This window comes from Vibrio sp. E150_018, assembly GCF_053544035.1.
The window spans coordinates 121013-135314 of record NZ_JBHGNY010000002.1 but is presented as its reverse complement, the minus strand read 5'-3'; the positions used below and the strand labels follow the sequence as shown (position 1 = coordinate 135314).

Sequence of the window (14302 nt, the reverse complement as noted above, 5' to 3'; positions counted from 1 at the left end):
TAGATTAAATGGAAGCCTAATATGACATGGATATTGTTTACTTTGATGGCTGCCTTTATGCAGTCTTGGCGCAATGCATTTCAAAGTAAACTATCCACAGAAGTCAAAACGCTAGGGGTAACCTTAGCGCGATTTTTATGGGCTAGCCCAATTGCTGCGCTGTATCTCTTTGCCCTTTATCAAGCCAATCCTATTTCTTTACCCGAGCTCAATACACGCCTTATTTCCTTTGTCATTGCCGCCGCTTTAATGCAGATCCTCGCCACCGCGCTAATGGTACAATTATTTAAACTCAATAATTACGCAATTGGTGCTGGTCTTGCCAAAAGCGAAGCGTTAACCGCCGCAATTTTAGGCATGCTGTTTTTTGGCACTCAATTATCACTACTCGGTTGGATGGGCGTTTGCTTAGGCGGTGTTGGAGTATTTCTGTTAAGTACAACCTCTGGTATTCGAGGGATTTCCCTCTCAACCGTACTACTCGGTTTATGCTGCGGCAGTGCATTTGCTTTAACTTCGTTATGGATACGCGAAGCGAGTTTATCCCTTAACTTACCCTTTCCTTATAACGCCGCTTGGGTGTTGTGGTTAGTGATCAGCATACAAACACTTATCTTATTGGCTTATATTTTTATAACCGATAAATCTACCCTACAAGCTTTATGGCAGCGTCCCAAACTTACCTTTCTTGCTAGTGCCACCAGTTGTTTGGGATCGATTGGTTGGTTTAGTGCGATGTCACTAGAAACAGTACCGTATGTTAAAACACTAGGACAAGTTGAAATCTTTTTTACCATGATGATTTCAGTACTTTGGCTTAAGCAGAAAGTCAAAGTTAAGGATGGTTTAGGTTTGGTTCTGGTGGCGATTGCCGCAGTTTTAGTGATGTGGACATAGCTGAGTTGCGAAGTTGCGAAGTTGCGAAGTTGCGAAGTTGCGAAGTTGCGAAGTTGCGAAGTTGCGAGCAATTATAAAGCCACTAAACAACTTGTCTAGCGGCTTTAATTCTTTTAATAACAAAGACAGAATTTATTCTTCTTCGTTACTTGTCGAACTATTGGCTTCCACTTCAATACGAGTCACACGTTGCAAGCCTCTTGGTAGTTTACCACCACGACGACCACGCTCGCCTCGGAAGTTATCCAAATCAATCGGTTTCAAGCCCAGCTTACGTTTTCCTGCATATAAAGTTACAGTCACACCATAAGGGATGGCAATCAGTTGCGAGATCACTTCTTCACGTGCTTTGGCTTTTGCTGAAGGAATATTGATGATCTTATTGCCTTTACCTTTGCTTAGCTGAGGTAGATCTTTGATCGGGAATAACAGCATTCTGCCATCATTGGTGATCACTAAAATCTCATCTTTCTCGATATCTGAAACTCGGCTAGGCGGTAGTACTTCTGAGTTTTCTGGAAGATTTAACAACGCCTTACCGCTACGGTTTTTCGATAATAGATCCGCACCTTTACATACAAAGCCATAACCAGCATCAGAGGCAATTAGCCATAATTGATCTTCTTCGCCCATCAAGACTTGACGAATTTGACTACCTTCGGCAATCCCTAAACGACCTGTGATCGGTTCACCTTGACTACGTGCTGAAGGAAGCGAATGCGACTCTAATGAGTAACTACGGCCATCGGAACCTAAGAACACCGCTGGCTGGTTGCTCTTACCATGCGCTGAAGCGAGATAACTATCACCTGATTTATAGTTCAGTGTCGAAGCATCAACATCATGGCCTTTGGCATGACGGATCCAACCTTTTTCAGATAGTACAACCGTAATCGGCTCACTTGGAATTAAATCACGTTCAGTTAAGGCTTTCGCTTCTGAACGTTCAACGAGTGGAGAGCGACGATCATCACCATATTTTTCCGCATCCGATTGGATTTCTTTCTTGATCAAGGTATTTAAACGACGATCAGAGCTCAGCAGTTGCTCTAGTTTTTGACGCTCTTTTTCTAACTCATCTTGCTCACCACGCAGCTTCATTTCTTCAAGCTTAGCTAAGTTACGCAAACGAGTATCTAAAATCGCATTGGCTTGAATTTCCGTGATCCCAAAGCGTGCCATTAACACTTCTTTTGGTTCATCTTCAGTACGGATAATTTCAATCACTTCACCAAGGTTTAGATAAGCAACCAATAAACCTTCTAAAATATGTAGACGATCGAGCACTTTATCTAAGCGATGTTGCAAACGGCGGCGTACTGTTGTTTTACGGAATTCAATCCACTCAAGCAGAATTTGAACTAAACCTTTCACTTCAGGCCGATTATCTAAACCAATCATGTTTAAGTTAACACGGTAGTTTTTCTCAAGATCGGTGGAAGCAAATAAATGGTTCATCAATTGATCACAATCGACACGGTTTGAACGCGGTACAATCACAATACGAGTTGGGTTTTCATGATCCGATTCATCACGTAGATCATCAACCATCGGCAGCTTTTTAGCACGCATCTGGTTGGCAATTTGCTCAAGCAGTTTTGCGCCAGACACTTGGTGTGGCAATGCGGTAATAACGACGTCAGAACCTTCTTTGTGCCATACCGCGCGCATCTTAATGCTGCCACGGCCATTGCGATACATTTTTTCTATATCAGCCGGTGCCGAGATAATTTCCGCTTCCGTTGGGTAGTCTGGGCCTTTAACATGCTCCATCACTTCGCCCAAGTCAGCTTTCGGATTATCAATCAAATGTACCGCTGCGCCAGCAATTTCACGCACATTGTGTGGCGGAATATCGGTCGCCATACCAACTGCAATCCCAGTAATACCATTAAGTAAAATGTGTGGCAAACGCGCCGGCAGCATTTTTGGCTCTTTCATGGTGCCATCAAAGTTTGGCGTCCATTCTACTGTGCCTTGGCCTAGCTCACCGAGCAATACTTCAGCAAACTTAGAGAGTTTGGCTTCCGTATAACGCATCGCAGCGAAAGACTTAGGATCATCCGGCGCACCCCAGTTACCTTGACCATCAACCAGTGGGTAGCGGTAAGAGAACGGCTGAGCCATCAGTACCATGGCTTCATAACAGGCTGAATCACCATGTGGGTGGTATTTACCTAATACATCACCGACAGTACGAGCGGATTTTTTATATTTTGCTGCAGCGGATAAACCAAGCTCAGACATCGCATAAATAATACGACGCTGTACAGGCTTGAGACCATCCCCGACATACGGTAAGGCACGGTCCATAATTACGTACATTGAATAGTTTAGATACGCATCTTCAGTAAATTTGCGCAGGGCTAACTGTTCAACGCCATCAAATGTCATTTCAGAACTCATTGATTAACCTTAATTCTTTTCTATAAAGGGCTTATAGCTCTACGTCTGCTTGATCACCGTAGGCTTGTAGCCAATTACGACGGTCTTCCGCTCGCTTTTTACCAAGTAGCATGTCCATCATTTCCATGGTTTGTTCATCGTCATCTACGGTTAATTGCACTAAGCGACGAGTGTTTGGATCCATGGTCGTTTCGCGAAGCTGCAATGGGTTCATCTCACCCAAACCTTTAAATCGCTGCACGTTAATTTTGGCTTTCTTGTTGCTTAATCGCTCTAAAATGCCATCTTTTTCAGCTTCATCTAAGGCATAGAAGACTTCTTTACCACAGTCGATACGGAACAAAGGAGGCATGGCAACATACACATGGCCAGCACGAACCAACGATTCAAAATGACGCATAAATAGCGCACAAAGCAGGGTCGCAATATGCAAACCATCTGAGTCCGCATCGGCAAGAATACAAATTTTTCCGTAGCGTAAACCATCAAGACTATCAGTATCTGGGTCGATACCTAATGCAACCGAGATATTATGAACTTCATCAGAGGCAAGAACTTGGTCTGAAGACACTTCCCAAGTATTTAAAATTTTACCACGCAGCGGCATGATGGCTTGGAATTCACGATCGCGAGCTTGCTTGGCTGAGCCGCCCGCCGAGTCCCCTTCCACTAAGAAAAGTTCGGTACGGTTTAAATCTTGCACCGAACAATCGGTCAATTTACCCGGCAATGCTGGACCAGAAGCCACTTTCTTACGCACCACTTTTTTACTGGCACGCATACGACGATGGGCGTTGGCAATACAAGATTCTGCAAGTAGTTCAGCAATTTGTGGTTTTTCATTTAGCCATAAACTGAAAGCATCTTTGACCACGCCAGAAACAAAAGCGGCCGATTGACGAGAAGATAAACGCTCTTTGGTTTGACCGGCAAATTGAGGATCTTGCATTTTGATCGACAGTACATAAGCACAGCGGTCAAAAATATCATCACCGGTTAATTTCACACCACGTGGCAGCAGGTTGCGGAATTCACAGAACTCACGCATTGCATCCAGTAAGCCTTGGCGTAAACCGTTAACGTGTGTACCACCTTGAGCAGTTGGGATCAGGTTAACGTAACTTTCTGTAATTAAATCGCCACCTTCTGGCAACCAAATAATCGCCCAATTCGCAGCTTCGGTTTGTGCAATAAACTCACCTGTAAAAGGTTCTTCAGGCAATACAGGGAAACTTTTAACCCCTTCAACTAGGTAATCTTTTAAGCCATCTTCATAAAGCCATTTGTGAGTTTTATCATTCACTTTATCGATAAACTCAATTTCAAGACCTGGGCATAACACGGCTTTTGCACGTAAATTATTAACTAAACGACTAACGGAAAAGTTGCCAGAATCAAAATAAGAAGCATCTGGCCAAAAATGAACACTAGTCCCAGTGTTACGACGACCACAAGTACCGGTGATTTCAAGTTCAGATACTTTATTACCGTTTTCAAATGCGATTTCATACACTTGAGCATCGCGTCTAATCGTTACTTCGACACGTTTGGATAAGGCATTCACAACCGAGATACCTACCCCATGCAAACCGCCAGAGAATTGGTAGTTTTTATTTGAGAACTTACCACCCGCATGCAATTTACAGAAAATCAGCTCCACCCCTGAGATTTTCTCTTCTGGGTGGATATCGACTGGCATACCTCGCCCATCATCGGCAACTTCTATTGATTGATCAGCATGGAGTATCACCTGCACTTTAGATGCATGACCAGCTAAGGCTTCATCGACACTGTTATCTATAACTTCTTGCGCCAGATGGTTTGGACGTACCGTATCGGTATACATCCCCGGACGACGGCGAACCGGCTCGAGCCCATTTAGGACCTCAATCGCACCAGCATTATATTGTTCAGTCATAATAAAAAGATATTCTCAAAAAAAGATGGTAGCCATTTTGGCATACAAATGATGTCACATAGTATTCATTGGAAATATACTCTGTATCCCCATATACAATGTCAAGTTAAGCCACAAAGACATAAAGGATTCTATAGTTATCCCCAGACAACCTCAAGATACGAGTTTCATACGATAACGGTAAACACACTACAGTTGCAAAAACTCAATAATTTGTTGTGGGTAGCGTTCAAAATTCACAAAACTGTGATCACCGCCGACTTCAACGGTTGAGCGACTATGCTGATATTTTTCTACCGCTTGACGATAATCGAGCACTTCATCGCCTTTTTGTTGTAATAACCAGAAATCTTGTGGCGATCTAAGACTTGCCACTTCAAGTGCTTTAAGCTCTAAAATATGTTTCTGTTCTAATACGTAGTGTTGCTGAGTATAAGGATTGGTTTGTTGACCAAGGAAGTTAACCAATAACTCATAAGGACGAACTGCTGGATTAATCACCACGGCTCGACAACCATATTTATCATTAAGCCAAGTAGATAAATAGCCACCTAATGAGCTGCCAACTAAACCAATATTATATTCTCGTTGATGGTTACTCACAAAAGCATCAATGTAATCGGCGGCACGTTTCGGAAAATGAGGGAGCTGTGGGATTTCTAACTTAATATCAGGGCGATGTTGCTGACAGTATTGACGAATAACATTGGCTTTATGAGAACCGGGAGAGCTGTTAAAGCCATGTAAATACAGCAACATTGAAGGTTTGGACACGAGACACTCCTCAGTTATTGATTGAGGCGCTATTGTATACCCAAGTCATCTAGGTATAAACTCATGTACCGTTAAATAATATTAAGGGGATTAGTATCCTTGCGCCTCAAAGTTTGGTAAGAACTCCTCTCCCTCCAATCGATACACTTGAGTATCAAGCTGACCGTTAGCCTTCAAACTCAAAGAACGCCAACCTGGAGATACTTTATCAAGGGCAAAGTTATTCGATCGCGGCTTAAACTGAATGCAAGTCGATGGACTCGTCAGCACCTCAACACCTTGATGAACTTGATGGAAATCTTGGTGAACATGACCACATAATACCGCTTTCACATTATTAAATGGCTCTAGCGTTTTCCAGAATTCATCACTGTTATGCAAGCAATGTTGATCGAGCCACTGGCTCCCCACCAATAATGGATGATGGTGCAATAACACTAAACTAAAACGGTCAGAGTGCTCAGATAGACAATCTGATAAATACTGCCGTTGTTGCTCAGTCAAAAATCCATGTGGACTGCCTTCAGCTTGACTATCTAATAAAATGACTTGCCAATACTTACCTACCAACAGATGTGTATCTTGTTGAATTTGGGTAGAAGGATAAACACTTCGCATGCTTGGTTGATAATCGTGATTGCCCGGTAACCAATAACAAGGCTTACTCAAAGGGGCAATGCCTTGCTCAAAGTTGGCATAAGAAGCATCAGTATGATCTTGCGATACATCCCCAGTCATAATCAAAGCGTCATAATCGAGTGCTTGTTTTTCAATATCAGCAACCACAGCAGAAAAGCTACTTAAGGTATTCACACCAAGTAACTCCCCTTTGTCATCCGCAAAAAGGTGGGTATCAGTAATTTGAACCAAGGTTATATCTTCACGATCTGGTTCAATCATATTAGGAGAATCTTTTTTCAAGGCTGCTAACTCAAATATACTATAGTTAAAATTAATTAGTTGGGGTGAGATTAATAAAATGATTGAAACTAATAAATAGGAGCACGGCTAATTCCGTGCCTTAAACAAAAGCTTAACCACTCACCAAGAAATTGGTTTACTTGGAACTTTTCGTCTTTTTGCATCATTCTTTTATTAGGATAATCATAACGCGCTTCTACCCGAGAAATCTGCTCACTAGCACACACTTCCGCAACTCGAGCATCATGATATAAACGTACTTGCATGCGCGGCAATGGGAATACTGGACGAACATCACATTGACAAACATCGACTAAAGTCGTGTAACGCGTAATTTCTTTAATTTCTAATTGATAAGCCATTTGCGAAACTTGATACGAACGCGTATCCCCTACCGTAGGTTCAAACGGCAATAAAGAATTCATTTTGGCATAATTGGTTTCATATACTCGCATTAAACCCGCCAAATCAACATGATACGCTTTTTGCAACTTTTGCATTAATAACCTTAGAAACCTTTTTCTTGAATATTTTTAGTCTTCAAAACATCGAGATAGTTCATCGACTATAGAGTCTTTACTCAGCCCAACGCTGTTTGAGCTTTTGATGATTTAACTCTAACCATAGTAGAGCAATAATAGTGGCACCATTTTCAATCACACCAGATTCGACCAGCTGATACGCTTGCTCACGACTCATTACGTGCACTTGAATATCTTCGTCTTCGTCATCCACTCCGTGAATACCAGACGCTAAACCAGCATCGACTTGACCAATGAACACATCTAAAGTTTCAGAGCAGCCGCCAGACGAAGGATAATAGTGGCTAATATGCTCCACTTCGCCGATTTCAATGCCCGCTTCTTCCTTGGCTTCACGCCGAACGACTTGATCGAGTGGCTCATCCTTATCATTGATGCCTGCGATAATTTCTAGCTGCCAAGGTGATGAATGCTCTAGTGCGCCAACTCGAATTTGCTCGATTAATACTACTTGGTCACGGGTAGAATCATAAGCCAATAAAGCGGCGGCATGGCCTCTCTCAAACATTTCACGAATCACCGGCGGACTCCAACCACCCGCGAATAAACGATGCTTAAAGGTGTATTTCACTACTTTAAAAAAACCATTAAATACAGTTTCTTTGCTCTCAATTTGAACGTCACTAGACTGAAAAAGCGACCGAAATGGTTTAAAGTTCATGGTGAAACTCCTTTTTATCGAATCAGAGATCTAATCACGATAATAATCAATCAACAAGCGTTGTTATAAATTTATTTGATAAACATTGAGTTTTTTTTAATTTTAACCTAACTTATTATCCAGTTGGATAGTAAATGATAAAATAGTGTAAAAGTTTGCATAACATTCTAGCTACTTAGGTTACAATCTAAGCCATGTTGTCTATTAATTTTATAAGCGGGAAAGAATCATGAAAAAACTGCTTCCACTTATCATTGGCCTGACTCTAGGTGGCGTTCACCTTGCACACGCTGATGATCTGGCAGAGATTTATAATCAAGCAAAAGAAAACGATCCTCAATTATTACGTTCAAAAGCTGACCGTGACGCCTCTTTTGAAGCGATCGAGTCAAGCCGTGGTGATCTTTTGCCTCAAATTAATTTGACCGCGGGTTACAATATCACTCGTAATATTAATACCCACACTGGTTCACACTCTGTTTCTAGCCCTACTTTAGGTTCACCATCAGAGCAAAATGCATTCACTGCCGGCGTGGAACTCTCTCAAGAATTATACAGTCGTGACAGCTGGGTAAATTTAGATATTGCTGAGCAAAATGCTCGCCAACAAGATTCAGCCTACGCCGCAGAACAACAAGCAATGATTTTGCGTGTTTCTCAAGCCTACTTTGAGGTACTGCAAGCACAAGATAACCTCACCTTTATCCAGGCTGAAAAAAAAGCAGTTGCTCGTCAACTTGAACAAACCAAACAACGTTTTGAAGTTGGTTTATCTGCGATTACCGATGTTCATGATGCTCAGGCTCAATACGACAGTGTTTTAGCCGATGAAATTCTAGCGAAAAATGATGTGACTAACAGCTATGAAGCACTACGTGAAATCACTGGCCAAGATCACAAAGATCTCAGCGTGTTAGATACCAAACGTTTTGCTGCTAATGTGCCGCAGACCAACCAAAACACTTTAGTTGATGAAGCACAACAAAAAAACCTTAATCTATTAACTGCTCGTATTGCGCAAGATATTGCTAAAAGCAACATTTCTTTAGCTCAATCAGGTTACACACCATCACTAACCCTTGATGGTGGGTATCAATATTCCGATATTGATGAACACAAAAATCACACAGCGGCAGGAAACTACACCAGTAACGACTACAACATTGGTATTAATTTAGTGGTTCCACTATACCAAGGTGGCTCAACCAGTGCCGATGTGAAAACCGCTCAATACCAATACGTATCAGCAAGCCAACAACTTGAAGCGACTTACCGTAACGTAGTGAAAAATGTTCGCGCTTACTACAACAACATTAACGCTTCAATTGGTTCAATCCGTGCTTATGAGCAATCTGTGGTTTCAGCTAAATCCGCTTTAGAAGCAACAGAAGCTGGCTATGAAGTGGGTACTCGTACCATTGTGGATGTGTTAGATGCAACACGTCGACTATATGATGCAAACCGTCAGCTTTCAGATGCTCGTTACGGCTATATACTAAGCGTACTTCAGCTAAAACAAGCAGTGGGTACATTAAGCGAACAAGATATCCTAGATATCAATGCCGGTCTTAAACGTCCATCATAATCTCTGATCTGACAACAATCAGAGTTTTTAATTCTCGCTTAAATAAAAACGCCACTTCAATTGAAGTGGCGTTTTTGTGTCTCTTTAGGTTAGTTATTCGAAACAGAAAGGATTAACCTTTTCCGCCTTTAATTGCATTAATGATCTCTGACGTTGAACAGCCATCTTCAAAGTTTAATACTTTCACTTCTCCACCAGCCGCAATCACTTCTTCACCACCAGCAATCTCTTCCGGCTTATAATCGCCGCCTTTGACAAGAATACTTGGTAGTACTTCTGAGATTAAGCGTTGTGGCGTCTCTTCACTAAACGGTACGACCCAATCAACCGCACCAAGTCCGGCTAACACTGCCATACGGCGATCAGTAGGATTCACTGGACGGCCAGGACCTTTAAGACATTTCACTGACGCATCAGTATTTACTGCCACGATAAGCTTATCACCAAGCTCTGCGGCATTATTTAAATAAGACACATGGCCAGCATGCAAAATATCAAAGCAGCCATTAGTCATCACCACTTTTTCACCACGGGCACGCGCACGTTTGACCGCTTCAATTAAAGCAGACTCACTGATCACGCCATAATCGGTATCTTTACTACCATGGATCGCTTCAGCTAATTCAATGGTTGATAATGTTGAAGTACCTAGTTTACCAACCACAACACCTGCTGCCGCATTCGCTAAGGCACAAGCTTCTTTCAAATCTTTTCCCGCCGCAACCGAAGCGGCTAATACTGAAATTACCGTATCGCCAGCCCCCGTTACATCAAACACTTCTTGTGCTTGAGTTGGTAGATGGAAAGGTTCTTCACCACGGCGTAGTAACGTCATGCCATGCTCACTACGTGTCACCAATAACGCTTCGAAATCGAACTTTTCAATCAAAGCTAAACCTTTTTCTACTAGCTCTTGTTCGTTTTTGGTTTTACCTACTACTAATTCAAACTCTGATAAATTTGGCGTAAGTAGAGTGGCGCCACGATAACGTTCAAAGTCGGCACCTTTCGGGTCAATAAACACGGGAACATTGGCCGCTTTGGCTTGCTGAATCATGGTTTGCACATCGTCTAATGCGCCTTTGCCATAATCAGATAGGATCAATGATTTTACTTGAGGTAGGTATTGCGCCATACGCTCTAACATTGGCTTAGAATCAACATCTTCAAAGCTGTCTTCAAAATCTAAACGAATTAATTGCTGGCCACGGCTCATCACTCGTAGCTTAGTAATCGTCGGTAGATTCGGCACAGTGACAAAATCACAAGTGACATTAAGTGACGATAACTTTTGATTTAACACTTGAGCGGGTTCATCTTCACCGGTTAAACCGACTAATTTTGCATTGCCACCTAATGCCGCAATATTCATTGCAACGTTTGCTGCGCCACCCGGTCTTTCTTCATTATTTTCAATTTTAACTACCGGCACCGGTGCTTCAGGCGAAATACGACCTGTTGGGCCATACCAGTAACGATCTAGCATCACATCACCAATGATCAATACACCAGATTGGGCGTAATCAGGCAAAATAGGTTTCATACTGTTCTCCGCATGCTTAATGGTTATCTGCCATTAAGACAAAATTAACGTTGTTATGTCGATAATATCACAGGCTTATAAGCTTGTATTTAGTCGCTGCGATTAACAAACCAATGCTGCCAATGGTCAATCACACACTCTCTTTGTTCAATAAAAAGAGCATCATCAACATCGGCGTCTAAGTTTAGCAAGTTTCTACGGTGCGTCTCATTACGCAAGCAAGTATAAGCTTCCGTTAGTTGCTCGCGCCCTTGCTTAGTCATGAGGCCTTGTTCGGCAGCTTTTTCCAAAATACGCACATTATCCGACCATTGAGTTAACGGTGAATGAGTGTGGCTATATTGCAACACCAAATATTGCACTAAAAACTCAATATCGGTAATGCCGCCTTTATCTTGTTTAAGCATAAAACGGCCCGGCTTCTTGGCACTTAAGTGTTCCCGCATTTTCTCTCGCATATTACTAACGTCTTGGCGGAGTTTTTCAGCATCTCGCACTTGAGTAAGTACCTTATGTCGAATGCGGCTAAAGCTTTCTGCTAATTGAGAATCGCCATAAATCACTCTAGCTCGCACGAGTGCTTGATGCTCCCACGTCCAAGCTTGTTGTAATTGATACTCCTCAAAAGTTTCTGTTGTACAAGCCAATAAACCGGAAACGCCAGATGGACGTAAGCGAGTATCCATTTCATAGAGAATTCCTGATGGAGTTCTTACAGAGAAAATATGTACAATGCGTTGTGCCAACCTCAGGTAAAATTGGCGACCATCAATTTCTTTTTGTCCTGTGGTATAGACGTTGGTTGGACAATCATGCAAAAACACCACATCAAGATCGGAATTATACCCTAGCTCCCAACCGCCTACTTTGCCATAACCGACCACCGCAAAGCCGCGGCCTTCTCTATCCGCTAAATGACTCGGCTCACCATATTTTTCCGTCAGTTGTAGCCATGCCTGTTGCACTACCGCATCCACAATCGCTTCTGCCAAATACGTTAAGTGATCACTCACTTTCATCACAGGCAGTACACCAGCAATATCGGCAGCCGCAATTCGCAAAATACAAATCTGCTTAAATTGGCGCAGCGCTTCCATTTGCTGCTCCATATCATCTTCTGGAATGCGCGCTAGAAAATCTCGCAACTCAGAACGATATTGATGCAATTCAATCGGGTTATACAATTGCTGAGGATCGATTAACTCATCGAGCAAAATTGGATAACGACCTAACTTTTCAGAAATCATCGGGCTTGCGGTACACAAACGTACTAGCTGCTTTAACGCTCCAGGATGTTCTTCTAGTAACTCTAGATAGGTGGTTCGAGTCACGATTCGATTAAGTAAATGTAATACTCTCGCCAAACCAAACTGAGCATCTTTATGAGCAAAAACCGCCTCGAAGACTTTAGGCATTAAACGAACAAGCACTTCACGCCCGCGTGGACCTAGTGTCTTTTTAGCTAAGTCTTGCTTAAAGGGCACGATCACTTCAGCTAAAGACGTCGCATGTTCCGAGCCAACATCTTGCTGCAAAATGGTTTCTAAGACATCCGCCTCGGTGGCCATATCCCACATTTCAACAAAATGCGGTGCAACCGAATCTTCGGACTCTTCTTCCTCACCAATTAAATCAACAAAAACCTGATGAACATTCTGCATGTGTTGGAAGGTAGTTTGAATTAATGAAGACCAATCAGGCATCGACATCGCAAAGGCTAAACGCTGCTGATCAAGCTCATCATCTGGCAAGGTTTGAGTTTGCTTATCACCTATCGCTTGCAATAAGTTTTCGAGGCGACGTAGAAATAGATAAGATTCACGCAAAGTTTGCACTTCATGTGACTCAAGCAGACCAAGATCATCAATCGCGGTTAAGGTTTCCAGCAAGCCTCGCCCTTGCAAACTCGGCTCTCGTCCACCACGAATTAATTGAAAAACTTGCACGATAAATTCAATTTCACGGATACCGCCTGCGCCCAGTTTGATGTTATTGCTCAAACCGCGGCGACGCACTTCAGCGCTGATCATAGACTTCATTCGGCGCAAAGATTGGATCGCACTAAAATCAATATAACGACGGAATACAAACGGCCTAAGCATCTGACGTAGCTCTTGGTATTGTGGATACATTTCGCATCCCATCACGCGAGCTTTTACCATCGCGTAACGTTCCCAATCACGGCCTTGCTCTTGATAATAATCTTCTAGTGCGGCATAACTCATCACCAAAGGGCCACTTTCGCCAAATGGACGTAACCGCATGTCGACTCGATAACAAAAGCCATCAAAGGTAGTTTGGTCGAGTGCTTTGATCACACGCTGACCTAGGCGAGTAAAGAACTGGGCATTATCTAAGCTTCGACGCTTACCTTGAGTCTCGCCATTTTCTGGATAGGTAAAAATCAAATCAATATCGGAAGAGAAGTTCAGCTCAGCACCACCGAGTTTTCCCATACCAATAATCAGCATAGGTTGGGCTTCTCCTTGCGCGTTGCACGGCGTTCCCCACTCTTCACAACATGCTTTATATTGCCATTGATAAGCTTCAACAATCATCGCCTCTGCCAACATCGACAAATGCTGCAAGCTCGTTTCCAGAGGCCACTGTTGCAAAAAGTCACGCCAAGCAATAACCACCATTTCTTGACGACGGAATAACCGCAACTGATGTAAAAACTCGATTTCATTGCCACATTGCGATAACCGTTGCTGCAACTCCTGACGATAATTCTCAGCACGTTTGTTTACTTTAAGTAGTTGAGGCAACTGTTCGAGTAACGTCTCATCACTCATCAGCGATTCAGTAATAAAATCGCTTAGACCTAAAACCGTTTCGAGTTGCTGCTTTTCGTCTTGTGACCAATCTTCTAAGCTATTTGAATGACGCTCAAGTAATGTAGTGAATGCAGAATCAGAAAGGGCTTGTAGCGCAGCAGGCAAACTCATAGAAACTCCTTGTTTCATTAATAGACCATTATATTGGTCGTGTATCTTGTGCATGATAAAGTGCAGATAGTTTGTTTATCCCCCAAGTGACTAGAGTATGAGCCCTA

The 14302-nt window shown here is 42.6% G+C and carries 10 protein-coding genes; 2 read left to right on the top strand and 8 right to left on the bottom strand.

The annotated features are described in order from the left end of the window. Positions 1-21 precede the first annotated feature (21 nt). On the top strand, positions 22-897 hold the full coding sequence (locus tag ACE3G9_RS03275; protein WP_417880052.1) for an EamA family transporter: 876 nt from the start codon (positions 22-24) through the stop codon (positions 895-897). Between the two features lie 132 nt (positions 898-1029). Here ACE3G9_RS03275 and parC read toward each other — a convergent pair whose 3' ends face one another. The 6 genes from parC to nudF form a co-directional block, all read right to left on the bottom strand. Then, entirely contained in the window at positions 1030-3303 is a 2274-nt protein-coding gene (parC, locus tag ACE3G9_RS03270; protein ID WP_449218468.1) for a DNA topoisomerase IV subunit A, read from the bottom strand. Between the two features lie 31 nt (positions 3304-3334). Continuing rightward, positions 3335-5221, bottom strand: a complete 1887-nt coding sequence (gene parE / locus ACE3G9_RS03265) for a DNA topoisomerase IV subunit B (RefSeq protein ID WP_449218467.1) — start codon at positions 5219-5221, stop codon at positions 3335-3337. Positions 5222-5410: 189 nt separating this feature from the next. Continuing rightward, entirely contained in the window at positions 5411-5980 is a 570-nt protein-coding gene (gene yqiA, locus ACE3G9_RS03260; RefSeq protein ID WP_417880136.1) for an esterase YqiA, read from the bottom strand. Positions 5981-6085: 105 nt separating this feature from the next. Beyond that, a complete protein-coding gene (cpdA, locus tag ACE3G9_RS03255) occupies positions 6086-6895 on the bottom strand; it encodes a 3',5'-cyclic-AMP phosphodiesterase (protein WP_417880049.1) in 810 nt (269 codons plus the stop codon). Between the two features lie 89 nt (positions 6896-6984). Next, positions 6985-7416, bottom strand: a complete 432-nt coding sequence (locus ACE3G9_RS03250; protein ID WP_449218466.1) for a DUF1249 family protein — start codon at positions 7414-7416, stop codon at positions 6985-6987. A 76-nt stretch (positions 7417-7492) separates the two neighbouring features. Then, a complete protein-coding gene (gene nudF / locus ACE3G9_RS03245; protein WP_449218465.1) occupies positions 7493-8119 on the bottom strand; it encodes an ADP-ribose diphosphatase in 627 nt (208 codons plus the stop codon). Between the two features lie 229 nt (positions 8120-8348). Between nudF and tolC the strand changes: the two genes are divergently transcribed. Then, a complete protein-coding gene (tolC, locus tag ACE3G9_RS03240) occupies positions 8349-9704 on the top strand; it encodes an outer membrane channel protein TolC (protein ID WP_417880046.1) in 1356 nt (451 codons plus the stop codon). 112 nt (positions 9705-9816) lie between these two features. Here tolC and hldE read toward each other — a convergent pair whose 3' ends face one another. After that, positions 9817-11247, bottom strand: coding sequence for a bifunctional D-glycero-beta-D-manno-heptose-7-phosphate kinase/D-glycero-beta-D-manno-heptose 1-phosphate adenylyltransferase HldE (gene hldE / locus ACE3G9_RS03235; protein WP_417880045.1), 1431 nt, complete (start codon positions 11245-11247; stop codon positions 9817-9819). Between the two features lie 89 nt (positions 11248-11336). Further along, complete coding sequence (gene glnE, locus ACE3G9_RS03230; protein ID WP_449218464.1) at positions 11337-14195, bottom strand: bifunctional [glutamate--ammonia ligase]-adenylyl-L-tyrosine phosphorylase/[glutamate--ammonia-ligase] adenylyltransferase; 2859 nt, start codon at positions 14193-14195, stop codon at positions 11337-11339. Between the last annotated feature and the right edge of the window lie 107 nt (positions 14196-14302).